This is a genomic window from Actinomadura sp. 21ATH, from assembly GCF_041951345.1.
Classification (GTDB): Bacteria; Actinomycetota; Actinomycetes; order Streptosporangiales; family Streptosporangiaceae; genus Spirillospora.
The window spans coordinates 1-22,554 of the sequence record NZ_JBGNUR010000009.1 but is presented as its reverse complement, the minus strand read 5'-3'; the positions used below and the strand labels follow the sequence as shown (position 1 = coordinate 22,554).

Annotated in this window: 23 protein-coding genes, 1 tRNA gene and 1 riboswitch; of the genes, 18 read left to right on the top strand and 6 right to left on the bottom strand. The window is 72.4% G+C overall.

Going from position 1 to position 22,554, the window contains the following annotated elements; translation table 11 throughout:
* Positions 1 to 185 precede the first annotated feature (185 nt).
* A complete protein-coding gene (locus ACA361_RS24895; protein ID WP_375015553.1) occupies positions 186 to 980 on the top strand; it encodes a glycosyltransferase family 2 protein in 795 nt (264 codons plus the stop codon).
* Here ACA361_RS24895 and ACA361_RS24890 read toward each other — a convergent pair.
* Complete coding sequence (locus ACA361_RS24890; RefSeq protein WP_375015551.1) at positions 977 to 1,387, bottom strand: hypothetical protein; 411 nt, start codon at positions 1,385 to 1,387, stop codon at positions 977 to 979. The two genes, ACA361_RS24895 and ACA361_RS24890, sit on opposite strands and share 4 nt — an antisense overlap.
* A 49-nt stretch (positions 1,388 to 1,436) precedes the next feature.
* Positions 1,437 to 1,510, bottom strand: a tRNA-Thr gene (locus tag ACA361_RS24885).
* A gap of 275 nt (positions 1,511 to 1,785) precedes the next feature.
* On the opposite strand from ACA361_RS24885, the gene ACA361_RS24880 reads away from it, so the two are divergent.
* Together ACA361_RS24880 and ACA361_RS24875 are read left to right on the top strand one after the other, a co-directional pair.
* Positions 1,786 to 3,804, top strand: coding sequence for a S8 family serine peptidase (locus ACA361_RS24880; protein WP_375015549.1), 2,019 nt, complete (start codon positions 1,786 to 1,788; stop codon positions 3,802 to 3,804).
* Between the two features lie 110 nt (positions 3,805 to 3,914).
* Positions 3,915 to 4,217 carry an SHOCT domain-containing protein gene (locus tag ACA361_RS24875; RefSeq protein WP_375015547.1) on the top strand — a complete coding sequence of 101 codons (303 nt, stop codon included), beginning with the start codon at positions 3,915 to 3,917 and terminating at the stop codon, positions 4,215 to 4,217.
* A 53-nt stretch (positions 4,218 to 4,270) separates the two neighbouring features.
* Here ACA361_RS24875 and ACA361_RS24870 read toward each other — a convergent pair whose 3' ends face one another.
* Positions 4,271 to 4,894, bottom strand: a complete 624-nt coding sequence (locus ACA361_RS24870; RefSeq protein WP_375015545.1) for a MarR family winged helix-turn-helix transcriptional regulator — start codon at positions 4,892 to 4,894, stop codon at positions 4,271 to 4,273.
* 326 nt (positions 4,895 to 5,220) lie between these two features.
* Between ACA361_RS24870 and ACA361_RS24865 the strand changes: the two genes are divergently transcribed.
* The 3 genes from ACA361_RS24865 to ACA361_RS24855 all read left to right on the top strand — a co-directional run bounded on the left by ACA361_RS24865 (position 5,221) and on the right by ACA361_RS24855 (position 7,459).
* Complete coding sequence (locus ACA361_RS24865) at positions 5,221 to 5,541, top strand: DUF3263 domain-containing protein (protein WP_375015543.1); 321 nt, start codon at positions 5,221 to 5,223, stop codon at positions 5,539 to 5,541.
* A gap of 19 nt (positions 5,542 to 5,560) precedes the next feature.
* The gene (gene otsB, locus ACA361_RS24860) at positions 5,561 to 6,385 is read left to right on the top strand and encodes a trehalose-phosphatase (protein WP_375015541.1); all 825 of its coding nucleotides are present in this window, start codon (positions 5,561 to 5,563) and stop codon (positions 6,383 to 6,385) included.
* A gap of 168 nt (positions 6,386 to 6,553) precedes the next feature.
* The gene (locus ACA361_RS24855; RefSeq protein WP_375015539.1) at positions 6,554 to 7,459 is read left to right on the top strand and encodes a hypothetical protein; all 906 of its coding nucleotides are present in this window, start codon (positions 6,554 to 6,556) and stop codon (positions 7,457 to 7,459) included.
* A 75-nt stretch (positions 7,460 to 7,534) separates the two neighbouring features.
* On the opposite strand, the gene ACA361_RS24850 is transcribed toward ACA361_RS24855, so the two are convergent.
* On the bottom strand, positions 7,535 to 8,119 hold the full coding sequence (locus ACA361_RS24850; RefSeq protein ID WP_375015537.1) for a PadR family transcriptional regulator: 585 nt from the start codon (positions 8,117 to 8,119) through the stop codon (positions 7,535 to 7,537).
* Between the two features lie 126 nt (positions 8,120 to 8,245).
* Complete coding sequence (locus ACA361_RS24845) at positions 8,246 to 10,390, bottom strand: serine/threonine-protein kinase (protein ID WP_375015535.1); 2,145 nt, start codon at positions 10,388 to 10,390, stop codon at positions 8,246 to 8,248.
* A gap of 56 nt (positions 10,391 to 10,446) precedes the next feature.
* On the opposite strand from ACA361_RS24845, the gene ACA361_RS24840 reads away from it, so the two are divergent.
* Both ACA361_RS24840 and ACA361_RS24835 read left to right on the top strand, forming a co-directional pair.
* On the top strand, positions 10,447 to 10,998 hold the full coding sequence (locus tag ACA361_RS24840; protein WP_197015461.1) for an RNA polymerase sigma factor: 552 nt from the start codon (positions 10,447 to 10,449) through the stop codon (positions 10,996 to 10,998).
* 136 nt (positions 10,999 to 11,134) lie between these two features.
* A complete protein-coding gene (locus tag ACA361_RS24835; protein WP_375015532.1) occupies positions 11,135 to 12,172 on the top strand; it encodes a sulfotransferase in 1,038 nt (345 codons plus the stop codon).
* Between the two features lie 107 nt (positions 12,173 to 12,279).
* Here ACA361_RS24835 and ACA361_RS24830 read toward each other — a convergent pair whose 3' ends face one another.
* The gene (locus ACA361_RS24830) at positions 12,280 to 13,788 is read right to left on the bottom strand and encodes a trehalose-6-phosphate synthase (protein ID WP_375015530.1); all 1,509 of its coding nucleotides are present in this window, start codon (positions 13,786 to 13,788) and stop codon (positions 12,280 to 12,282) included.
* Between the two features lie 135 nt (positions 13,789 to 13,923).
* On the opposite strand from ACA361_RS24830, the gene ACA361_RS24825 reads away from it, so the two are divergent.
* The 10 genes from ACA361_RS24825 to ACA361_RS24780 all read left to right on the top strand — a co-directional run bounded on the left by ACA361_RS24825 (position 13,924) and on the right by ACA361_RS24780 (position 21,980).
* Entirely contained in the window at positions 13,924 to 14,922 is a 999-nt protein-coding gene (locus tag ACA361_RS24825; protein ID WP_375015529.1) for a cation diffusion facilitator family transporter, read from the top strand.
* Between the two features lie 228 nt (positions 14,923 to 15,150).
* Positions 15,151 to 15,290: riboswitch (SAM riboswitch) on the top strand.
* A gap of 15 nt (positions 15,291 to 15,305) precedes the next feature.
* Positions 15,306 to 16,574, top strand: a complete 1,269-nt coding sequence (gene thrC / locus ACA361_RS24820; protein WP_375015528.1) for a threonine synthase — start codon at positions 15,306 to 15,308, stop codon at positions 16,572 to 16,574.
* Positions 16,575 to 16,621: 47 nt separating this feature from the next.
* Positions 16,622 to 16,900 (top strand): MoaD/ThiS family protein, encoded by a 279-nt coding sequence (locus tag ACA361_RS24815; protein WP_366625685.1) that lies wholly within the window; start codon positions 16,622 to 16,624, stop codon positions 16,898 to 16,900.
* Positions 16,901 to 16,983: 83 nt separating this feature from the next.
* Positions 16,984 to 17,607 (top strand): nucleotidyltransferase domain-containing protein, encoded by a 624-nt coding sequence (locus ACA361_RS24810; RefSeq protein ID WP_375015526.1) that lies wholly within the window; start codon positions 16,984 to 16,986, stop codon positions 17,605 to 17,607.
* A 175-nt stretch (positions 17,608 to 17,782) separates the two neighbouring features.
* Positions 17,783 to 17,983, top strand: a complete 201-nt coding sequence (locus tag ACA361_RS24805; RefSeq protein ID WP_375015525.1) for a cold-shock protein — start codon at positions 17,783 to 17,785, stop codon at positions 17,981 to 17,983.
* A 28-nt stretch (positions 17,984 to 18,011) separates the two neighbouring features.
* The gene (locus ACA361_RS24800; protein ID WP_375015523.1) at positions 18,012 to 18,284 is read left to right on the top strand and encodes a hypothetical protein; all 273 of its coding nucleotides are present in this window, start codon (positions 18,012 to 18,014) and stop codon (positions 18,282 to 18,284) included.
* Between the two features lie 302 nt (positions 18,285 to 18,586).
* Positions 18,587 to 20,218 (top strand): chaperonin GroEL, encoded by a 1,632-nt coding sequence (gene groL / locus ACA361_RS24795; protein WP_366625671.1) that lies wholly within the window; start codon positions 18,587 to 18,589, stop codon positions 20,216 to 20,218.
* Positions 20,219 to 20,310: 92 nt separating this feature from the next.
* Positions 20,311 to 20,898: a phospholipid scramblase-related protein gene (locus tag ACA361_RS24790; protein ID WP_375015520.1), complete on the top strand. Its 588-nt coding sequence runs from the start codon at positions 20,311 to 20,313 to the stop codon at positions 20,896 to 20,898.
* Between the two features lie 80 nt (positions 20,899 to 20,978).
* Positions 20,979 to 21,572 carry a phospholipid scramblase-related protein gene (locus tag ACA361_RS24785; RefSeq protein WP_375015518.1) on the top strand — a complete coding sequence of 198 codons (594 nt, stop codon included), beginning with the start codon at positions 20,979 to 20,981 and terminating at the stop codon, positions 21,570 to 21,572.
* A gap of 48 nt (positions 21,573 to 21,620) precedes the next feature.
* Entirely contained in the window at positions 21,621 to 21,980 is a 360-nt protein-coding gene (locus tag ACA361_RS24780) for a hypothetical protein (RefSeq protein ID WP_375015517.1), read from the top strand.
* The last annotated feature ends 574 nt before the right edge of the window (positions 21,981 to 22,554 follow it).

The window sequence follows — 22,554 nt, the reverse complement described above, 5'->3', positions numbered from 1 at the left end:
GGGACCGAGCGGACCGCGTTCGGTCTCCCCGACGAAAATCGTGGTGCTGGTGGGTGCGCCTTCGATCGATCTGAGGCCGGCCGGGACCTCTCTGACGTACACACCGGGATGCAGCAGCGTCATAGCCGATTAAGCTAATCAAAGAATGGTGGCCTCGCAAGCTTCGACGGACGGTTTCCTTTGCAATGGCACCGCCCCATAATTGGGATAAAAACGGGATGAAGGGGAGTTGTATGAGTGCTCTGCCCTGGCGATTCGAATGCCGGAGCGCTCCGACGGAGCATGGGGTTCCCGCTCTTGTGAGTTGCTTGTGCGTTACGGAGGGGCGGGCGGTTTTCCGGCCCTGGCTTTGGTGGAATTTTGCCAAGCAGACGCACGGCAGATCCGAACTCGTCGTCGTGGACGGCTCCGCCCGGCCCGCGGCGCCTGAGGACCCTCGGGTCAGAGTCCTGCGCGTCCCGCCCGGGACCGGCATCGCCGCCAAGCGGAACATCGCCCTGGCCGCGGCGCGCGGCTCGATCATCGCCTGGTTCGACGACGACGACTGGCAGCACCCCCGGCGCCTGTCGCTCCTGGCCGCGGCCCTCGGCGAAGGCAAGCGGCTGGCCGGATCGAGCGCGGGCTGGTTCGTGGACCCGGTAAGCCGCCGGGCGCGTCCGTACCGCAGCGGCCGCGACGTCATCTTCAACGGACTGGGTGCGTGGCTCGCCGATACGGCCGACGTCCGGTTCGACGAGAATAAAACGAAGGCCAGCGACACGACGTGGGTACGTGAGATGTCCCGGCGAGCCCGACCGGACGTGGCGGTCGTGCCGGACGTACTGACCTGGTGGCTATGCCATCGCGGCAACGTGAGCAATCCGGTCGGTAAATACACTTACCCCCAGGCCCTTTCGGCCGTCCGCGCACAGATCGGCGAAACCGACTGGGGTGACACGGACGACCACATGGCCGCACTGGTCGCGCGTTTGCAATCCTAACGGCCATTCTCTCCACAGCGGTGATCTTGATGGTAATCGACCAGCCGGACCGTCGGCGCGGCCAGACCGAACGCGCAGGAAATCGCGGCCGCCGGCCGAATGCGGAGCACCGGAGAATTCCGGCTCGTCCTCCCGGCCGGGCAAGAGCAGAGGCCGAGCTTGGCGACCCAGTCGCGGGCGACGAAGGCGATCTCGGAGACCTCGGAGATGAAGTCCTGCACGTCCCCGGGCTCGATGTCGTACCACTCGGCCACGTCGGCGGGCAGCCACTGGCCGAACTTGCGGGCGGCCCCGGTGTAGACCTTGATCGTCTTGGGGCTCTTGTCCTCGGCGGCCAGGTGCCTGCGGAAGGCCCTCAGCATCGGCTCGGGGTCGAAGGCGGTTGCTCGTCCGGCGGTCCCTGCCATGGGGTGCTCCTCTTGGATGAGGAGTTTCCCCAGGTCATCCGGTGGAAGGAGCCCCCGGCCGGGTTCGAACCGGCGACCTGCCGCTTACAAGGCGGCTGCTCTGGCCAGCTGAGCTACAGGGGCCTGCCGGCGTGCGCCGACGGGGTCACAATACCGTTCGAGGGGCGGAGTGCGCGGCCCGTTATCCGGGTGGCGGGACTGGTCGAGTTACCGGCCGGTACGGCATGCTGGGAGCGTTCCGCCGCGCGCGCCCGGGCGTACCGTCCCGAGCGTGCCCGAATGTGCCGAGTGACCGGGCCGGGGAAGGGGCCCATGGCACAATGTTGCCTCCCGTGTGTAGGGGCTGAGCCGGGGTGGATCCGCGTCGTGGTCGGGCGTCCGGGAGGAGGTGCGGTGGCGTGTCGCATGACGGTCGCCGCCGCTTTCCGCCCACCAGGTTCGCCGCCGCGGCGACCGCGCTGACCCTCGTCGCCGCCCTGGCCGTCCCGGCCGCGCTGCTGCCGGACGGGACCGCCGCGGCCGGCCGGCAGGCGGCGGGCACGCCGGTGGCCGAGCCGGCGGCGCCGTTCGACCAGATCCGCGCCCGCGAGTGGCACCTGAACGCGATGCGCGTCCCCCGGGCGTGGAAGTGGTCCAAGGGGCAGGGCGTCACCGTCGCCGTCCTCGACACCGGCGTCGACCAGCGCCATCCCGACCTGGCCGGGCGGGTCACCGAGGGCCCCGACCTCACCGGCGGCACGCGCGAGCCCGGCAGCCGGTACTGGGGCCTGCACGGCACGTCGATGGCCAGCATCATCGCCGGGCACGGCAACGGGCCCGGCGGGCAGCGCGGCGTGATCGGCGTGGCGCCGGAGAGCCGCATCCTGTCGATCCGCGTGACGTGGGAGAACGACGACCCGCAGCGGCAGAGCACGAACGGCGTGACGCGCAACCGGGACGCGGTCGCGCAGGGCATCCGGTACGCGGTCGACCACGGCGCCCAGATCATCAACATGTCGCTGGGCGGCGGCCGGCTGTTCTACGACGGCAGCTCCAGCGAGGAGAGCGCGATCCGGTACGCCCTGAGCAAGGGCGTGGTGCTGATCGCCTCGGCCGGCAACGACGGGGCCGGGCCCAACCGCAACAACTACCCCGCCGCGTACCGGGGCGTGATCGCGGTCGGCGCGCTGGACCGGCGGCTGAAGCTCTGGAAGGACAGCAACCGGCGGCAGTACGTCGCCGTGTGCGCCCCCGGCGTGGAGATCGTCAGCGCCGACTCCAGCAACGGGTACGTCGTCGGCACCGGCACCAGCCCGTCCTCGGCCATCGTCGCCGGTGTGGCCGCGCTGATCCGGGCGCGGTACCCCAGGCTGCGGCCGGAGGAGGTGCGGCAGGCGCTGGTGCAGGGCGCGGCGCCGCGCCGCCCGACCGGGTCGGCGACCTGCACGGGCCCGCTGGACGCGGTACGGGCGCTGGCCGCGGCGAGCAGGATCAACCGGGCGGCCGCCGCGCCCGCCGCGCAGGCCACCCGGACGACCGAGCCGCCGGCCCCGTACGCCGAGGTCGAGGAGGACGGCGGCGGGATGCTGCTGACGGCCGTGCTCGGCGGCGGCGGGTTCCTGGTCGTGGTCGGCGTCCTGCTGGGCTGGCGGCAGCGCCGCAGGCCGGAGGACGACTACGAGGAAGACGGCGAGTACGGCGAGTACGGAGCCTACGGCGAGCGAGGGGAGCGGCAGGGGGAGTACGGGGCCGTCGCCGACTACGGCCTCGGCACGCCGCGCACGCCCGCCGCCACGGCGACCCGTACCGCGCCGCCCGCGCCGCCCGTCCCGCCGGTGGCCCCGGTGAACGCGCCGCTGTGGCAGAGCAACGACGTCTACTCCGGCCCGCCGCCGCAGGCACCGCCCCAGCCGCAGCCGCAGCCGCAGCCGCAGACGTCGCCGTGGCCGCCCCCCGCCCCCGAATCCCCGCCCCCCGCGCCCCCTGAGCCCGCCGCGCCGCCCGCACCCGCCGCGCCACCCGTACCCGCCGCGCCCTCCGCGCCCGCGCCGTCCGCGCCTGCGCCGCCCGCGCCGTCTGCGCCGTCCGCGCCCGCCGCGCCTGCGCCGGGCGTGCCGTCCGTGCCTGCGCCGGGCGTGGCGGGTGTGCCCGAGCGTCACTCGCCGCAGGGGTCCTCCGGTGCCGGGCACTCGTTCGGCGATCTCAACGGCGGCCCGCCGCCCCCGCCGCCGCAGGTGAACGGCGGGCGGTACGCCGCCGGCGACCCCAACTACACCGTCATCGACGACGAGGAGTGGGAGCGGTTCCGCCGCAGTGCCCTGGAGGGCTCGCTGGACGACGACTACTCCGCCCCTCGGGAGCGGTCGCCCGAGCCCGAGCGGCCCGAGCCCCGGCAGCGGGTGGAGGAGCCGGACGACTACCGTCCCCCGTGGTGGTGAACGGCCCGCGCCCGCTACTCCGGCGGGCGTAGCGCGGGAGTCTCCGGCCGTACGACGACGCGGCCCGGACCCGTCGCCGAGCATCGACTCATCCGCGAAAGAGGAGGTCGATGACCATGTTGGCGACGATGACGGCGGCGCTGGCGCACCCGGGGCCGTGGAACGAGGGCGGCCCCGTGGACGGCCCCGCGTGGTGGCCGGTGTTCCCGATCTCGTTCGGGCTGTTCTGGGTGGCCGTGGCGGTGGGCGCGTTCTACCTGCTGCGCCGCCGGACGGCGCAGACGGCGGCGGCGGCCGCCGCGTCCGACCCGGCGGGGCGGGCCCGGACGATCCTGGCCGAGCGCTTCGCCCAGGGCGAGATCGACGAGGACGAGTACCAGGCCCGCCTGGCGGCGCTCCGCTACGACGGCTGAGCGGCCGTGGGCGGGAGCCGAGGCCCGTCCGGGGGCGGCCCCGGACGGGCCCGTCAGGGCGCGTCCTCGCTCCGCGGGCGCTCCGCCGCGGGGGCGCCCGCCTCCTCGAAGATCTTGTCGATGCCGCCGTCCGGGTCCACGGGGGCGCGGGCGGCGGCCTCGGCGAAGCGGGTGAGGAGGCGGGCGAAGTCGGCGCGCTCGGCGGCGGTCCAGCCCGTCATGAGCTCGTCCAGGTAGTCGCGGCGGAAGCGGTCGGCGACCTGCTTGACCCGGACGCCGGCGTCGGTCAGCCCGAGGTTGGCGCGGCGGGCGTCGACCGGGGACGGGCGGCGCGAGACCAGGTCGGCCTCGATGGCGTGGCCGACCAGCCGGCTGGCGGTGGACGGGTCGATCTCCAGCCGCTCGGCGACCGCGCCGACGGTGACCTCGGTGTCGGCCGCGGCGCTCAGGCCGGCGACGGCGTGCACGACCATGAGGTTCGAGATCTGCAGCGGGCGGCCGCCGGGGCCGGCGGAGGTCTGCGCGCGGATCCGCTTCATCAGGTCGGGCTTGGCCCACAGCCGGCGCAGGTGGAACAGCGCGAGCGAGACGTCGGCCAGCACCGGGTCCTGCGGCCCGCCGGACGGGTCCGGGAAGTCCGCGGCCCGCGCGCCCGCCGGGTCGTTCTCGCTGGTCATTCCGATGGTCTCCCGTCCGAGGCCGGTGGTGTCGGTAGCGTACAAACGGATGAACGCATGCACGCTACATGTTTCAACGCGGAACGTCGCCTCAGGGTTCCAGCGGCGTGGCGGGGGACGGTCGGGGCGCCCGTGCGAGAGCGTGGGGCGGCACCGCGGCCGTCCAGAGCCCCCTGGGTGCCGTTCCTCGGGAACCGCCGGACGATGTCCGCGGGGACGCGTAGCATGGCGACGCCGAACCCGGACGAGCCGGGACTAGTAACCACAGAGGGGACCTCATGCCCGAGGCACACGCCCCCGGTGACGGCCCTCGACAGGACGGAGGCATGAACGATGGCTCAGCCCTGCGACCGGTGAACGACGACGGCCTGGAAGACGACGGCGCCTTCCCGGCCGACCTCCTGTCCGAGCGCGACCGCCAGATCCTCGCCTTCGAGCGGCAGTGGTGGAAGTACGCCGGAGCCAAGGAGCAGGCGATCCGCGAGATGTTCGACATGTCGGCGACGCGGTACTACCAGCTCCTCAACATCCTGCTCGACCGGCCCGAGGCGCTGGAGCACGACCCGATGCTGGTCAAGCGGCTGCGCCGGATGCGGACGCAGCGACAGCGGCAGCGTGCCGCGCGCCGCCTCGGCATCCGGCCGTGAGGTGACCACCATTGGTCAGGTGAACCCTCTCCCTTCCCTGACCCCCGGCGGCGCCGCCGGCCTCGACGCGATCCGCGCCGAACCCTCCCGGGCCGTGCTCGGCTTCGACTTCGACGGCACGCTCGCCCCCATCGTCGACGACCCCGCGGCGGCCCGGGCCCATCCCGGCGCCGCGCCGGCACTGGCCCGGCTGGCGCCCCAGGTGGGCGCGCTGGTGATCGTCACCGGCCGGCCCGCCGCCGTGGCGGTCGAGTACGGCGGCTTCGCGGGCATCGACGGGCTCGTCGTCCTCGGCCAGTACGGGCGCGAGCGCTGGGACTCCGGCGAGCTGACCGTTCCGGAGCCGCCGCCGGGCGTGGCCGAGGCGCGCGCGAAGCTGCCGGAGATCCTCCGCGTCTCCGGCGCGCCCGCCGAGGCGTACGTCGAGGACAAGGGCCTGGCGCTCGCCGTGCACACGCGGCGCTGCGCCGAGCCGCAGGTCGCGCTCGACCGGCTGCGCAGCATCCTCGGCGCGCTCGCGGAACGCACCGGCCTGGTCGTGGAGCCGGGACGGTTCGTCCTCGAACTGCGCCCGCCCGGCATGGACAAGGGCATGGCGCTGCGGACGTTCGTCGCGGAACGCGACGGCGGCCGCCCCTCGGCGCTGCTGTTCGCGGGGGACGACCTCGGCGACCTGGCGGCGTTCGACGCCGTGGACGAGCTGCGCGCCGCCGGCGTGCCGGGCGTCAAGCTGTGCAGCGGCTCCGCCGAGGTGACCGAGCTCGCCGCCCGCGCCGACCTCGTCGTCGACGGCCCCGCCGGGGTGGTGGCGTTCCTGGAGGAGCTGCTCCCCCCGCCCTCCTGACCGGACCGCCACCGGCCGTGAACGCCGTGTAGGCATTTGTCGTATCCGGACAAGAGCGTCCCGGCCAATTGGCGAATCGTGCGTTACCGCCGGGGTCCGTGCGGGTGAAGAGTTCTCTTGCGCGAGACTGTGCACGATCCGGCGGGTGACGTGAAGGGGGAGCGCGACATGGACACGGATCCGGGAAGCGGGCGCGGCGGGCCGGGCGGGCGGGCCGGGCGGCGGGACGGCCGTCCGATCGTCCCGCCTGCGCAGCACGCCCGCCCGTCCGGGCCGCTGGGCGCCCGCGAGACCAGCGGGGTGCAGGTCCGCCTGGGCACGCGCGGCGGCCGTGCCCGGGGTCCGGGCGGCCGCGAGCCGGTTCCGGGCGGTCGCGTTCCGGGCGGCCGGCCCGGGGAGTACCGGCCGTACGGCGGCCGCCCGCCGCGGCGCCGCCGCCGGACGGGCATCGCGGTGCTGGGAACGGCGGCCGTGCTCGCGGCGGCCGGTGGGGGCGCCGCGCTGCTGTGGCCCGGCGGGAACGAGCCGGGGGTGCCCGCGAGCCCGCAGACGAAGGGGACGTCCGCGGAGGTCGACGGGCGGCTCCCGCGTACCGGCACGCCGGTCGAGGTCGGTACGGCCGACGGCTCGCGCTACCGGATCGCGGCCGTGACCTGGGGCCTCACCGGCGGCGGGCAGGCGCGGGCGACCGGGGGCAGGGCCGCCTACATCGACTACGTGCTGACCAACCCGTCCGGCGGGCGGGTGCTGCTCGACTTCCCCGGCGACGTGTTCCTCAAGCGGACGCTGGTCGCTCAGCAGGCGCGCGGCCGGTGCATGTGGCAGGCGGGCGTGCCCGAGGACATGTGCACGCCGCCGATCCGGAGCGCGGTCGTCCGGCGGCTGGCGGGCGAGCCGCCGGCCGCGGGCGAGGGCGGCGACACGTACCTGCCGCCCGGCGCGTCCGTACTCGTCCGGGCCACGGTCGAGGTGCCGGTCAGCGACCGGATCCGGCGGGACGACCTGCGGCTCTACATCTGGAAGCAGCTCTACATGGCCGACCAGCTGGCCAAGCGGGCGCCGTTCCCGGGCTGAGAACGGCGGAACGCCCCGGGGTCGCGGGACTCCGGGGCGTTCGCTCTGCGCCGGCGCGGACGCCGGTGGTGCCGGTCACTCGGCTTCGGGGTCGTCGGCCAGGATGTTGTAGAGGCGGCGCCGGGCGTCGTTGATGACCTCCAGCCCGCGCTCCTTCTGCCGCTCGCTCCCCACGGTCGCGATCTGGTGGACCGCGCCCATGAGCTGCGCGATGGCCTCGCGCCCGCGCAGCGCGTTCTCGTCCGCGCCGGCGGTGACCTCGTCCCAGGGGGCGACCGCCTGCTGGGCGACCTCCGCGCGGCCGGCGTCGGTCAGCTCGAACAGCCGCTTGCCGGCGTCCTCACGGCTCGTGACGTTGCCCTCGTCCTCCAGCATCTGCAGGGTCGGGTAGACCGAGCCGGGGCTCGGGCGCCAGACGCCGCCGGTGCGCTCGTCGAGTTCCTGGATCATCTCGTAGCCGTGCATCGGGCGCTCGTTCAGCAGCGCCAGCAGGGCGGCGCGGACGTTGCCGCGCCGGGTGCGCCGGCCGGGACCGCCGCGGCCGCGCGGGCCGCCGCGGTGCCCGGGGCCCCACGGGCCGGGTCCGCCGCCCCAGGGGCCGCCGAACGGGCCGCCGCGCCGCGGGCGCTCCTCGGTGGGAGTGTTCCATCCGTACCTCATCGCGTTCTCCTTCTAAGATCGGTTGCGATACATCAACGATATATCGGGAACAGTCGCGATGCAACAAAAAATTCCCCCGGTGCGACGCACCGGGGGATCGGAGGGCGAGGGGCGCCTGCCGCCAGGTCAGGGAGCGGCGAGCTTGAGGCTGTCCAGGATGTCCTTGGTGGCGTCGCGGCCGTTGTTCTCCTTGATACGGATCCACGCGCCGAACTTGCCGCCCTTGTCGCGCAGCCCGACCTCGACGACCGTCGGCGTACCCACCGTGCACCCGGTGTACCGCGTGATGGTGCCGGTCAGCGCCTTGTCGGGACTGGTGTAGTTCTCCGGGTTCCCCTTCGTGCACTGGGGGTGCTGCGCGGCACCGGCGGGCGGCAGCTTGTTCCCGGCCGCGTCGGTGGTCAGCCCGATGAAGACGCCGGGGGTCTGGCCGTTGCCGAGGAAGCCGTTCACGCTCGGCGTGGCCCGCAGCACCGGCCGCGGCTGCGCGTCGGCCAGCCCGACCGTCGACGGGGTCCAGGTGGGCTCCTGTCCCTTCGGCCACACCTTCGGCACCGCCGCCCGGATCTTGCCGCTGGCGTCGGCCAGCTGCACGAAGTCCTTCGGCACGGCCGGCCGCTCCGGCCGCTCCTTCTCGTCGCCGCCCGACAGCAGCGTGCCGAGCGCCAGGCCGCCGATCAGCGCGACCGACAGCACCGCCGCGGCGATGATCAGCGGCGTCATGCTCTTCTTGCCGCCGCCCTGACCTCCCTGGCCGCCCTGGGAGGGAGCGCCGGAACGGCCGGGCAGCTTGACGTTCTTGAGCCGGTCCTTGAACCCGCCGCCCTTGCCCTGCGGGGGCTGCAGACCGGTCGGCGGAGGAGGCCCCTGGCCCGGACCCTGCGCGGGCAGGACCGTCGTCTTCCCTTCGTCGCCCGGAGGCGGCGGAGGGCCGGGCGGGCCCACCCCCTGGAGCGGCGGGGTGGCGATCGTACGGTCGTCGGCCCCCGCCGGGGGAGGCGGGGGAGAGGCCGCGTACCCGGCCGCCGGATGGTCCACGATCGTCCGGTCGGCGTCGAGCGGCGCCTGCGGCCGCCCGCCCGGCGGCACGCGCATCTCCGGCGCGCGCCGCACGCCCTCCGGCCCCGGCCGGTCCTCCATCGTCGCCGGCTCGGGCTCGGCCTGGCGGGGCGGCGGCCCCGGCCGCCCGGGCCCGCCGCCCGCCCCCGGCGGTACGGGACTCGGCGGCGGCGGCCCGGCCTGCGAGCGGGCGGGCGCGGACTGCGGATAGAAGTGGTCCTGGATCGTCTGGTCGGGCTCCACCGCCTGCGGCTCCCGCGAAGCCCGCTGCCCGGGCCGGTACGAGTGCGGATCCGGCGGCGTCGGCGCCGGACCGCCCTGCGAAGCCACCGCCCCCTGCGAGGCGGAGGGCCCCTGCGGGGCGGGCGGCCCCTGGGGAACGGGCGGGTCCTTGGGGGACGGCTCCGCGGCGGGGGCGATGGTGGGGCGCAGGGTGGCGAGGGCCTCGGCGAACGCCTCGGCGGTCGGCCAGCGCTTCTCCCGCTCCGTCTCCAGGGCGCGCAGCACGACCTGGTCGAACGCCGGCGTCAGATCGTCCCGCAGCGCGCTCGGCGGCTCCTTGACCGGCGGCGGGCCCGGCGGGCGGCCGGTCAGCATGTGGTAGGTGAGCGCGCCCAGCCCGTACACGTCCGCCCGGACGTCCAGGCCGCCGCCGAAGCGGGCCTGCTCGGGCGACATGTACCCGGGCGTGCCGACCGGGAGGGTGAACGCCCCGGACGCGTGCGCGAGCGCCTTCGCCAGCCCGAGGTCGGCGATCAGCAGCCGCTCGCCGCCGTCCGGCGCCGACTGGAACAGCACGTTGGACGGCTTGAGGTCGCGGTGGATGACGCCGAGCGTGTTGATGACCTCGACGCCATACGCGATCTCCTCGGCGAGCGCAATGGCCTCTGCGGCCGGAAGTGGCCGTTCGCGCATCCGGTCGGCCAGGGTGCCGCGGTCGGCGTACGACATGACGAAGTAGGGCCGCCCGTCGGGCAGCTCCCCGATGTCGTGCACCCGGACCAGCCGGGCCGAATCGGCCCGCCGCAGGATCCGCGCCTCCTCCAGGAAGCGATTGCGCACGTCGAGGTCGTCGAGGAGGCTGCCGGACAGGACCTTGATGGCTACCTGCGAGTCGAGCGCCTCGTCATGGCCCAGCAGGACGGACGCGAACGCCCCCGACCCGAGGACCCGATCGATTCGGTAACGGCCGACGCTTGGAGGGAAGGACACTCCCGTATCATGCCCAACAAACGGGGAGTGTGCGCGAGCGAGCATGGGGCACGGCGATGGCATTCGATGAGAGAACCGAGGAGCTGGCCGTCAAGGCCGCCCAGGGCGACCAGGCCGCCCTGAACGAGCTGCTCGGCAAGATCCAGCCCGACGTGCTGCGGCACAGCTCCCGCTTCCTGCCCTGCCGGCAGGACGCCGAGGAGGCGTGCCAGGACGCGTTGCTGCAGGTCGCGCGGAACATCCACCGGTTCGAGGGCCGGTCCAGGTTCAGCACGTGGCTGCACGTCGTGGTGGCCAACTCGGCCCGCTCGACGTACCGGTCGCTCAAGCGCCGCTCGGTGGAGCAGGCCGGCGAGCTGCCCCAGCAGCGTCCCGACCCGCGCCGGACGAGCGTGATCGCGGGCTCCCGGGTGGACATCCTGGACGCGATGGAGGACCTGGAGGCCCGCAAGCCGGACCTCATCCAGGCGCTGGTGCTGCGCGACGTGTCCCAGCTGGAGTACGCCGAGATCGCCGAGCAGCTCAAGCTGCCGCTCGGCACGGTCAAGTCGCGCATCCACGAGGCCCGCAAGCAGGTCCGCCAGACGCTGGGCGAGTCCTACACCTGAGCCGCCCCGCCGCGCGGCGCGGCGGTACAGGGAGCGGAATGCCGCAGGTCGGCGGCGTTCAAGCATCGGCAATGCGTTGGCAAGCGTGCGCCCAGCCGGGGGGCGGGCCGTCGGCGTGTCGGCCAGCATGCCGTGCATGGCACCAGCTAGTGAAGCGGAGCCGGGCGGCGCGCCCGGCCGGCCGCTGTTCGTGATCGGATGCCCGCGCTCGGGGACGACGCTGCTGCAGCTGATGCTGCACTCGCACCGCCGGATCGCGATCCCCGCCGAGACCCGCTTCGTGGTTCCGGCCTATCTGGCGAGGTGCGAGTTCGGTGACCTGACGGACAGGGACAACAGGCGCGCGCTGGCGGAGTGGATCACCGGCCGCAAGGCGACGAAGTTCCACGACCTCGGCCTGGACGCGGCGGAGGTGGCCGAGGAGATCGAGGCCGGGCCGCCGACGGTGGGCTCGGCGGTCGGCCTGGTGTTCCGCGCGTACGCCCGCCGCTTCGGCCGGGCCCGCTGGGGCGACAAGAGGCCCAGCTACTCCAAGCACGTGGGGACGCTGCTGCGGATGTTCCCGGACGCGCAGTTCGTCCATCTCATCCGGGACGGCCGCGACTGCGTCGCCTCCCTGCTGGAGATGCCCTGGTACAAGCAGGACATCTACCACGCCGTCAGCGCCTGGCGGGAGTCCATCGACATCGGCCACCGGCTGGCGACCCGGCTCGGCCCCGACACGTACTACGAGCTCCAGTACGAGCGGCTGGTGGCCGACCCCGCCGACGAGCTGATCCGGCTGTGCGCGTTCCTCGGCGAGGACTTCGACCCGGCGATGCTGGAGCCCCAGGACATCGCGGAACGGACCGTGCCGAAGCAGAAGAAGTGGCATGACCGGACCCGGTCGGCCGTCAGCCGGAGCCGCATCGGGTCCTGGGCGCAGCGCCTGGAGCCGTGGGAGATCGGGCTGGCGGAGGCCGCGTTCGGCGACCGCCTCGGCGAGTACGGCTACGAGCCCAGCGACATCGCCGCCCGCCCCGGGGCCGCGCGGCTCGCCCACCTCGCCAAGGTCGCCGCCCACCGCAAGGCAGCCCACCGCAAGGCCGAACTGAAGGACCGCTGGCAGCGCCGCTACGAGCCCAACCCGGTCCGCAGCCTCCTGGAGCCCGACCGCTACCCGGCCTCCTCCTGACAGTCCGACCACTGCGTCGACTCGTGGCATGTCGCGCGCTTACGCGCGGCCTCGGAGGCGGACACGCCACGAGTCGACGCAGCGGGGCGTGCCGGACGCAGCGGGCGTCAGTCGAGGGCGGCGAGCTGCTCGGCGAACCAACGCTGGGGCGGCATCGCGGTCGCCGCCGCCGACAGCCGCTCGCACCGCTCGGCGCGCTTCTCGCGCGGCATCAGCAGCGCCTGGTGCAGCGCCTCCGCCGTCTGCGACACGTCGTACGGGTTGATCAGCAGCGCGTCCTCGCCGAGCTCCGCGGCCGCGCCGGCCTCCCGCGACAGCACGAGCGCGCAGCCGTGCCCCGACAGGACCGGGCCCTCCTTGGCGACCAGGTTCATCCCGTCGCGGATCGGGTTGACCAGCAGGACGTCCGCCATCCCGTACGCGGCCAGGGAGCGCGGGTAGTCATCGGCCACATGCAGGATCAGCGGGTCCCAGTCCGGCGTCCCGAACTCCTCGGTGATCCGCGCCGCCGCCTCCCGCACCGCCTCGGTGTAGGCGCGGTACTCCGGCAGGTCGTGCCGGGACGGGTACGCGAACGCCACCTGCACCACCCGGCCGCGCCATTCGGGATGGTTGACCAGCATCTCCCGATACGCGGCCAGGCCACGCACGATGTTCTTGGACAGCTCCGTCCGGTCGATCCGGACGATCAGCTGCCGGTCGCCGACCTGCTCGCGCAGCGCCCGCGCCCGGTCGGCCACGTCCGGCTCCGCGGCCCGGCGGCGCAGCGCGTCCCCGTCGACGCCGAGCCCGTACACGCCGATCGTGGTGACGTGCCCGCCGCGGGCGACGGTACGGGCCGCGCGGTCCACCTTCGCGCCGGGCAGCAGCGCGCCGCAGCAGTCCAGGAACGCCTCGGCCCACCGCTCGGTGAGGAACGCGGCGTGGTCGGCGCCCAGGATGCCGTCCAGGATCTGCTCGCCGATGTCGTCGGGCAGCAGCCGGAAGTACTCGGGCGGCGCCCACGGCGTGTGCGAGAAGTGGACGATCTTCAGGTCCGGGCGGCGGTCGCGCAGCATCCGCGGCGCCAGCGACAGGTGGTAGTCCTGGACCGCGGCCTTGGCGCCGCTCGCCGCGTCCCGTGCCAGTGCGTCCGCGAACGCCGCGTTGTACGCCTCGTACGACTGCCAGTCCCGCCGCGCCCGCGCGTCGAAGTGCGGCGCCCGCGGCGTGTCGTACAGCAGGTGGTGGACGAACCACAGCGTCGAGTTGGCGACCGCGTTGTACGCGCGGTGGAACGTCGCCGCGGGGATGTCGAGCATCCGCACCGCCGAGCCGCCGATGTCGTGCCCGGCCAGGTCGAGCCGCCCGTCGGGGGCCCGCCGCACCGCCTCCCGGTCGGCGTCGCCGAGCGCCGCGCACACCCACAGCACGTCGGGCGCCCGGTCCCGGTCCCCGTCCCCGGCCGGTACGGTCCCGGCCGCGACGCCCCGGCCGCCCGGATCGCCGCCGGCGCCGGTGACCCCGGCCAGGCCGGACACCAGCCCGCCGGCCCCGCGCCGCATGGTCAGCGCGCCGTCATCGGCCCGCGCGAACGACACCGGACCCCGGTTGGACGCCAGCAGCACTTGGCTCATACCGGCAGGGTCTCAGTTGGGATCGGGGCGCATCAAAGTGACCCGGGTGAATTCCGGTGGATCCCCGCGGCGCGCGGGGATCCGTGTGCGGCCATGGCCCCGGTTAGCCGGGAGGTCCGCGGGTACCGAGCGCGGATGAGCAGAGCCGAGACCACCAAGACGGTCCTCGTCGCGGGGACCGCCAACCTGATCCTGGCGATCACCAAGCTGGTGGCGGGCGTGCTCTCCGGGTCGAGCGCGATGCTGGCCGAGGGCGCGCACTCGGTCGCCGACACCCTCAACCAGGGCTTCCTGCTCGCCTCGCTGCGGCGCAGCGCCCGGCCGCCGGACCGCCGGCACCCGTTCGGGTACGGCAACGAGCGCTACTTCTGGTCGCTGCTCGCCGCGTTCGGGATCTTCGTCGCGGGCGGCGGCTACTCGATCTTCGAGGGGATCCTGACGATCACCGGTAAGGAGGTCGGCGGCGGCGAGCAGGTCTGGCTGGCGTTCACCGTCCTCGGGATCGCCGCGGTGCTGGAGGGCACCTCGTGGGTGCGCGCCTACACGCAGGCCCGCCGCGAGACGCGGGAGAACGGCCAGGGGCTGGTCGAGCACGTCCGCGAGACCCCGGACGTCACGTTCAAGGCCGCCCTGTTCGAGGACAGCGCCGCGATGATCGGCCTGGTCTTCGCCGCCACCGGGCTGGCGCTGCGCGAGATCACCGGCTCGGCGTTCTGGGACGGCCTCGCCTCCGTCATGATCGGCCTGCTCCTGGTCGTGGTCGCGTTCGCCCTCGGCCGCGACAGCCGCAGCCTGCTGATCGGCCAGTCGGTGGCGCCGGACGTGCAGCGCGAGATCCGCAGGGAGATCTCCGTCACCGCCGGCGTCACCGGCGTCGGGGAGCTGTTCACCATGCACTTCGGCCCCGACGACGTCCTGGTCGCCGCCAAGGTCCACTTCTCCGACGACATCAGCGCCGACCAGGCCGAGGACATCGCGGGTGACATCGACCGCCGCCTCCAGGAGCGCGTCCCCCTGGTCCGCCACGTCTTCCTGGACCCGACCCAGAGCGAGACGGAGCCGCCGCCCCCGCGCCGCGGCACGTTCCGCCGGGCCCGCCCCGGTGCCGTACGGTCGCCTGACCTGCGGCGATAGGAACCCGCCTGGACCGGGACAAGCCCGCAAGAATGATCAAGTAGTGGGGTGGGTAACGTCTCAAACGGCGAGACCCGGCTGTCCGGCAACCGGTCAGATCATGTAAAGTCACGCATACGGCGCGATACTTCGTGACGTACATAACTTAATAACGCTCATCCAGAGGGGTGCAGGGAGCACAGCGGCCTAGGGCCGGTCTTCCAGCCCAGCCTCTGAACAACTTCATAACGCTCATCCAGAGGGGTGGAGGGACCGGCCCGACGAAGCCCCGGCAACCACCTGGCTCACGCGCTCGCGATCCTGCGAGGCCGGCCAGGAGATGGTGCCAACTCCGGCCTGTGACCAAGGTGGCACAGGAAAGATGGGGAGAAAGGCCTCGCTCCATGGCAATCACGCCTGCCGACGACACCCACCGCACCGACGCCCCCGACCTCGGGCCCGCGACCGCACTGGTCTGCCGCGAGTGCGGCCACAGCCGCCCGCTCGGCCCGTTCTACGCCTGCGAAGAGTGTTTCGGCCCCCTGGAGATCGCGTACGACTTCGCGGGGGTCACCCGGTCCGCCATCGAGGCGGGGCCGCGCAACATCTGGCGCTACCGCGGGCTCCTGCCGGTGCCCGCGTCGGTCGCCGGCACGCCCAACACCGAGCCGGGGCTGACCCGCCTGGTGCGGGCCGACCACCTCGCCGAGTCGCTCGGGCTTGAGCGGCTCTGGGTGAAGGACGACAGCGGCAACCCGACGCACTCGTTCAAGGACCGCGTGGTCGCGGTGGCGCTGGCGGCGGCGCGCGAGCTGGGCTTCAAGGTGCTGGCCTGCCCGTCCACCGGCAACCTGGCCAACGCGGTCGCCGCGGCGGCGGCGCGCGCGGGGATCCGCAGCGCGGTGTTCGTGCCGTCCGACCTGGAGCAGCAGAAGATCATCACGACCGCGGTGTACGGCGGCACGTTCGTCACCGTGGACGGCAACTACGACGACGTCAACCGGCTGGCCTCGGAGATCGCGGGCGAGCAGGAGGACTGGGCGTTCGTGAACGTCAACGTCCGGCCGTACTACGCCGAGGGCTCCAAGACCCTCGGGTACGAGATCGCCGAGCAGCTCGGCTGGCGGCTGCCCGACCAGATCGTGATCCCGGTCGCGTCCGGCTCCCAGCTGACGAAGATCGACAAGGCGTTCCAGGAGTTCATCAAGCTCGGGCTGGTCGAGGACAAGCCGTACAAGGTGTTCGGCGCGCAGGCCGCGGGCTGCGACCCGGTGTCGGCGGCGTTCAAGGCCGGGCACGACGTCGTCCGGCCGGTCAAGCCGTCGACGATCGCCAAGTCCCTGGCCATCGGGAACCCGGCGGACGGCCCGTACGTGCTGGACGTCGTCCGGCGCACCGGCGGCGCGGTGGAGGACGTCACCGACGCGGAAGTGGTCGAGGGCATCCGCCTGCTGGCGGGCACGGAGGGCATCTTCGGCGAGACGGCCGGCGGCGTCACCGTCGCGACCCTGCGCAAGCTGGTGAGGAGCGGCGCGCTCGACCCGTCCGCCGAGACCGTGATCATCAACTCCGGCGACGGGCTCAAGACCCTGGACGCGATCGCCTCGCAGGTGGCGCCGGGCGCGAACATCGCGCCCTCGCTGGAGGCGTTCCGGGCCGCCGGACTCGCCTGACGAACCGCCCGTACGACAGACCGACCCAGCATCTTGGAGCGAGAAGCATGAGCACCGTTTCCGTGCGGATCCCGACGATCCTGCGGCCGCTGACCGGCGGCGCGGCGGAGGTGAAGGCCGAGGGCGCGACGCTGCGCGCGGTGGTGGCGGACCTGGAGGCCAACCACCCCGGGATCGCGGCGCGCGTCCTGGACGACAACGGCAAGATCCGCCGTTTCGTGAACGTGTACGTCGGCGACGAGGACGTCCGGTTCGCCGACGGGCTCGACACCGCGACGCCCGAGGGCGCCCAGGTGTCGATCATTCCGGCGGTCGCCGGCGGCTGATCCGGCGCGCTTCCAGCCCCCTTTTCCCGTATAGGCCGGGAAAAGGGGGCTTTGCCCTGCTAGGCCCGGGTAAGAGGTTTTGCATGGGGACAGCGGAGGATATCGCGGAGGCGGTTGAGGCGCACCCGGGCGTGAACCGGGTCGAACTCATCGGGTCACGCGCGCGCGGCACCGCCACCGAACTGTCCGACTGGGACTTTCACGTCACCGCCGAGGACTTCGGAGAAGTGGCCGCCGACCTGCCGGGACTGGTCGCGCCGTACGAACCCCTCGCCGCGCAATGGGACCCGCTCGGCGACGCCGAAAGCTATCTGCTCGTCCTTCCCGGCCCGGTCAAGGTCGACCTCATCTTCCCGGACGTACCGCGCAGCTGGAATCCGCCCTGGCGCGTCGGCCCCGACACCCTTCCGGCGATGAACGCGCACTTCTGGGACTGGACACTGTGGCTCGTCAGTAAGCGTCACCACGGCATGACCGACCGTGTGCGCGGCGAACTCCTGAAGATGAGCCACCACCTTCTGCAACCCCTCGGAATCGAAGCGCTACCGCTCTCCCTCGAAGAGGCGGCGGAACGGTTCGTACGCGCCAGGAACCGACTGGAGAAGCGCTACGGGTCACACATATCCCGGCGACTGGAGGAAGAAGTGCTTCCCCTGGTGCACGCCTCCGATCGTGACCATTACCGGCCGTCCGGTCTTCGGTCATAAGGGCTGTCGTCCCTCACAGGCCGCCTATATGGTCGACCCCGATCACGCCGCGCCCGGCACGGTCCCCGCTGACCGCGCGCGTACGCGGCCCCTGGTCGCCGGACCTCGCGATAGAAGGGGCGGGGCCCGCACCAACCGTGGCCGGGGCCACGGGACGAGCGGCAGGTTCAGGTAAATGGCGCAGGGCACAGTCAAGTGGTTCAACGCGGACAAGGGCTACGGCTTCATCGCGGTGGACGGCGGCCGGGACGTTTTCGTCCACTACTCGGCCATTCAGATGGACGGATACCGCAGCCTCGAACAGGGCCAGCGGGTCGAGTTCGAGATCACCCAGAGCGACCGCGGCCCGCAGGCCGACGCCGTACGCACGCTCTGAACCGCGAGCCGGCCGGCAGGATTCCGGGGTGGACGAATCCCCAACCCTGGTCGGGCAGCTCCTCAAGTCCGTCATCGCGTACACGTGGTTCTTCGACACGTGCGAGGACTCCGTGCTCGAAGACCGGACGGCGCTGAAACAGACGGAGTACGCCGCGTACCTCCTCAACCGGCTGGGAGAGGCCGACAGGCAGCGGCTCTTCGCCGAGTTGTCCGTTCAGGCGGCGGAGGAGACCGATCCCGCGTACCGGGCGTTCATCGAGTCGTTCGCCTTCTCGATGGGCCTTGTCGATGAACCCTGAGCCCATGACGGCGCGGACGAGCGGCGCGGCCCGGGTGTCTCCCGGCGTTCACCTCCTGGTCAGGTGTGTCCGGTGAGGTCGGCGACCCTGACCTGGAGCGGGATGTTCGGCGCTTGCACTCGACCGGGTAGAGTGCTAAACCAATGGTTGGCACTCTGCTGTGGAGAGTGACAATCCCACAGTCTGGATCGGGGCGATGAGGCCTCAGTCCGGCGGCGGAATGGCAGCCGTCGGGGAGGTCGTCCGTCGCGGGCGTCGGCTCGATCCTTCATGGCCACCTTGTTCCGGGAGGACTGGAGCCTATGGCTGCAAAGATGATCGCGTTCGACGAGGAGGCCCGCCGCGGCCTCGAGCGCGGTATGAACCAGCTCGCCGACGCCGTGAAGGTCACCCTTGGTCCCAAGGGTCGCAACGTGGTGTTGGAGAAGAAGTGGGGCGCCCCCACGATCACCAACGACGGTGTGTCGATCGCCAAGGAGATCGAGCTCGAGGACGCGTGGGAGAAGATCGGCGCGGAGCTCGTCAAGGAGGTCGCCAAGAAGACGGACGACGTCGCCGGTGACGGCACGACGACCGCGACCGTCCTCGCCCAGGCCCTGGTACGCGAGGGCCTGCGCAACGTCGCCGCCGGCGCCAACCCGATGTCCCTGAAGAAGGGCATCGAGGCGGCCGTCGAGCGGGTCAGCGAGGAGCTCTCCAAGCTGGCCAAGGACGTGGAGACCAAGGAGCAGATCGCCTCCACGGCCTCCATCTCCGCCGGCGACCCGCAGATCGGCGAGATGATCGCCGAGGCGATGGACAAGGTCGGCAAGGAAGGCGTCATCACCGTCGAGGAGAGCAACACCTTCGGGCTCGAGCTGGAGCTCACCGAGGGCATGCGCTTCGACAAGGGCTACATCTCGCCGTACTTCGTCACCGACCCCGAGCGGATGGAAGCGGTCCTGGAGGACCCGTACATCCTGATCGTTCAGGGCAAGGCGTCGGCCAACAAGGACCTGCTGCCCGTCCTCGAGGGCGTCATGCAGTCCGGCAAGCCGCTGCTGATCATCGCCGAGGACGTCGAGGGCGAGGCCCTGGCCACCCTGGTCGTCAACAAGATCCGCGGGATCTTCAAGTCGGTCGCCGTCAAGGCGCCCGGCTTCGGCGACCGCCGCAAGGCCATGCTCGGTGACATCGCCACCCTGACCGGTGGCCAGGTCATCTCCGAGGACGTGGGCCTCAAGCTGGAGAACACCACCCTCGACATGCTGGGCCGCGCCCGCAAGGTCGTGGTGGCCAAGGACGAGACCACGATCGTCGACGGCGCCGGTGACGCCAACGAGATCGCGGGCCGGGTCAACCAGATCCGTACCGAGATCGACGCCACCGACTCCGACTACGACCGCGAGAAGCTGCAGGAGCGGCTGGCCAAGCTGGCCGGCGGTGTCGCGGTGATCAAGGCCGGTGCCGCCACCGAGGTGGAGCTCAAGGAGCGCAAGCACCGCATCGAGGACGCCGTCCGCAACGCCAAGGCCGCGGTCGAGGAGGGCATCGTCCCCGGTGGTGGCGTCGCGCTGCTGCAGGCCGGCATCCCCGCCTTCGACAAGCTGGAGCTCGCCGGCGACGAGGCCACCGGTGCCGCGATCGTCAAGCGCGCTCTGGAGGAGCCGCTGAAGCAGATCGCCGTCAACGCCGGCCTCGAGGGCGGCGTCGTGGTGGAGAAGGTCCGCAACCTGACCCCGGGTGAGGGCCTGAACGCCGCCTCCGGCGAGTACGTCAACATGTTCGAGGCCGGGATTCTCGACCCGGCCAAGGTGACCCGGTCCGCGCTGCAGAACGCCTCGTCGATCGCCGCGCTGTTCCTGACCACCGAGGCCGTCATCGCCGAGAAGCCGGAGAAGGCCGCTGCCGCCGCCGGTGGCGGTGCGCCCGACATGGGCGGCATGGACTTCTGATCCATCGCTCCCGTGAGCCTCAAGGGGCGGTCCCTCGGGACCGTCCCTTTCGGCTTTCCGGGGTGTCGGAGGCGGCTGGCATGATGCCGTCCATGACCGATCTGTTCAGCTCGCCGGTGCTGCGCGTCGAGCAGCCGCGCGTCGCGCCCGGCGCGCGGGCCAGGTACACGGTGTACGACGGCCGCGGCACGCTGCTCGCGAAGGTCGCCGAGCACGACGTGTCCACGATCCGCCAGGCGTTCAGGTCGGTCCTCGGCGACGGCGGCGGGCGCCGCACCGTCTACGTCGAGGACGCGCAAGGCGCGCCGCTGCTGGCCCTGGAGCGGGACGGCATCCGCGGCACGCGGGTGAGCACCCCGCACGGCGGCCTGATCGGGTCGCTGCGGATGGACCGCTTCCAGCATCGGTACGTCCTGCTGGACGCGGCGGAACGCCCTGCGGGCAGGCTGGAGGGCAACCGTCTCGCCCGGCGGTTCCGCGTCCTGGACTTCCACGGCGACCACGTCGCGCAGCTCGACAAGAAGTGGAAGGGCCTCGCCACCGAGATGCTGACCACGGCCGACCGGTACGCGGTCGAGATCTTCCGGCCGCTGCACGACCCGCTCCGCGTCCTGGTGGCCGCCGCCCCGATCGCGATCGACCTGATGCTGTACGAGAGCAAGGACTGGCCCATCGGTTGATCCCGATTCGCCGGGACCTTCCGCGTACGGCGGGGCCCCGGCATGATGGTGCCCCTCACACGACGACGCCGGGAGACTGCATGAGCGAGCCGTTCAGCTCTTCCACGCTCAGGGTCGAACAGCCGCGGCGCGGCCCGTTCGCCAGATCGCAGTACCGCGTCATGGACGGGGACGGCACGCTCCTGGCGCTGGCCGACCAGATCGGCGAACGCGCGCGCAGCGAGCGGCTGCGCACCTACTTCCCCGGCAAGTCGGAGCTGCACGCCCGCGCCGTCCTCCTGGTGACGCCCGAGGACGAGACGCCGCTCCTGGTCGTGGACAAGGAGGAGGGGCGGATGCGCACCACCGTCACCCGCCCCGACGGGGAGGTCGTGGGCACCTTCCGGACCGAACGCGTCGGCCGCCAGTACACGCTGCTCAACGGGGACGGCAAGAAGATCGGGGACATCTCCGTCGACCTGGCCCGCAACAACTTCACCGTCAAGGACACCGAGGGGCGCCGGGCCGGGCACGTCCGCAAGAAGTGGGCCGGCATCGCCACCCATCTGCTGACGACGGCCGACAAGTACACGGTGGAGATCGACGACCCCGTGCCCGAGCCGCTCCGCACCCTGGTCGTCACCACGGCGATCGCCATGGACATGACCCTGCACGAGTCGAAGGACATCACCTGAGGGCGAGGGGCCTTCACGCCGCGCGCCCCGGCGAGGTACGTTCCGTTCGTGCAGGTCACACCCGAGCGCATGAACGGCTGGTGGATCTCACCGGCCCTTCCGACGGCCGCGAACTGCCTGCTGGCCGCCCTGTGGACGTTCTCGACCGCCGGCGGCTGGGGCGAGGCGGCCTTCTGCGCCGGCGCCGCGGGCGAGCCGCGGGATGAATGCGCCGACGCCGTCCGGATGGCCGTCCTGCTCTCCGTTCCGCCCGCCGCGCTGGCCACGGTGATCGTCCTGGCCTCCTGGGCACTGCCGCGCGTACGGCGCCACCCCGTCCGGCTCGACGCCCTGCTCACCTGCGCGGCAGCTCTATGGATCCTCGCGGGAGGCATCCTGTTTACCGGCGGATACATCGCCAAGCCGTGACCGCCGGGAATAACGGGCGCCGGAGCGCGTTGAGCAAGTTGTGACCTGAGCGCCCCGCACCCGAGAAACCCGAGGTCGCAGGGGTCGCCGCCCGACGAGTCGTGAACATCTTCCGCCGGGAACGCGCCGGCCGGTTTGACGTCACCCCCCGTTGGGCATACTGTTCACTTCGCCCCGCAGGGGACCAGGACGCCGTGACGGCGGCCGGCCCGCGGGACACCACCCAACGATCAAGCCGGTGCGGCTCTGCCATGCCCTCGATCCGCGGATGGCATCGGAAAAGGCTTCGTTTTGACAAACGAGCGGGATCTGATGAAATAGAGACATCGCCCGGAAGGAACCGCGGAAGCGGAACCGGAACGGCAATCAGAAAAGCCCGAAATTGACAGACCGGGCCGATCTGATAAAGTAAGAAAAGTCGCCCCGGGGCGGGAAACGCGAAAGCGGATCCGGTACGGTGGGTGTCCGTTTCTTGAGAACTCAACAGCGTGTTAAAAGCCAGTGCCTTTATCGGTTCGGTTCATTGGTGACCGGACCGCCCCGTGGCCATCGAGTGTTTCTTGGTGGTCGGGGA

Coding starts and splice junctions, on each gene's coding strand:
- ACA361_RS24895 (WP_375015553.1), top strand. CDS start 186: ATGGCACCGCCCCATAATTGGGATAAAAACGGGATGAAGGGGAGTTGT.
- ACA361_RS24890 (WP_375015551.1), bottom strand. CDS start 1,387: ATGGCAGGGACCGCCGGACGAGCAACCGCCTTCGACCCCGAGCCGATG.
- ACA361_RS24875 (WP_375015547.1), top strand. CDS start 3,915: ATGACCATGTTGGCGACGATGACGGCGGCGCTGGCGCACCCGGGGCCG.
- ACA361_RS24870 (WP_375015545.1), bottom strand. CDS start 4,894: ATGACCAGCGAGAACGACCCGGCGGGCGCGCGGGCCGCGGACTTCCCG.
- ACA361_RS24865 (WP_375015543.1), top strand. CDS start 5,221: ATGAACGATGGCTCAGCCCTGCGACCGGTGAACGACGACGGCCTGGAA.
- ACA361_RS24855 (WP_375015539.1), top strand. CDS start 6,554: ATGGACACGGATCCGGGAAGCGGGCGCGGCGGGCCGGGCGGGCGGGCC.
- ACA361_RS24850 (WP_375015537.1), bottom strand. CDS start 8,119: ATGAGGTACGGATGGAACACTCCCACCGAGGAGCGCCCGCGGCGCGGC.
- ACA361_RS24840 (WP_197015461.1), top strand. CDS start 10,447: ATGGCATTCGATGAGAGAACCGAGGAGCTGGCCGTCAAGGCCGCCCAG.
- ACA361_RS24835 (WP_375015532.1), top strand. CDS start 11,135: ATGGCACCAGCTAGTGAAGCGGAGCCGGGCGGCGCGCCCGGCCGGCCG.
- ACA361_RS24830 (WP_375015530.1), bottom strand. CDS start 13,788: ATGAGCCAAGTGCTGCTGGCGTCCAACCGGGGTCCGGTGTCGTTCGCG.
- ACA361_RS24825 (WP_375015529.1), top strand. CDS start 13,924: ATGAGCAGAGCCGAGACCACCAAGACGGTCCTCGTCGCGGGGACCGCC.
- thrC (WP_375015528.1), top strand. CDS start 15,306: ATGGCAATCACGCCTGCCGACGACACCCACCGCACCGACGCCCCCGAC.
- ACA361_RS24815 (WP_366625685.1), top strand. CDS start 16,622: ATGAGCACCGTTTCCGTGCGGATCCCGACGATCCTGCGGCCGCTGACC.
- ACA361_RS24810 (WP_375015526.1), top strand. CDS start 16,984: ATGGGGACAGCGGAGGATATCGCGGAGGCGGTTGAGGCGCACCCGGGC.
- ACA361_RS24805 (WP_375015525.1), top strand. CDS start 17,783: ATGGCGCAGGGCACAGTCAAGTGGTTCAACGCGGACAAGGGCTACGGC.
- groL (WP_366625671.1), top strand. CDS start 18,587: ATGGCTGCAAAGATGATCGCGTTCGACGAGGAGGCCCGCCGCGGCCTC.
- ACA361_RS24790 (WP_375015520.1), top strand. CDS start 20,311: ATGACCGATCTGTTCAGCTCGCCGGTGCTGCGCGTCGAGCAGCCGCGC.
- ACA361_RS24785 (WP_375015518.1), top strand. CDS start 20,979: ATGAGCGAGCCGTTCAGCTCTTCCACGCTCAGGGTCGAACAGCCGCGG.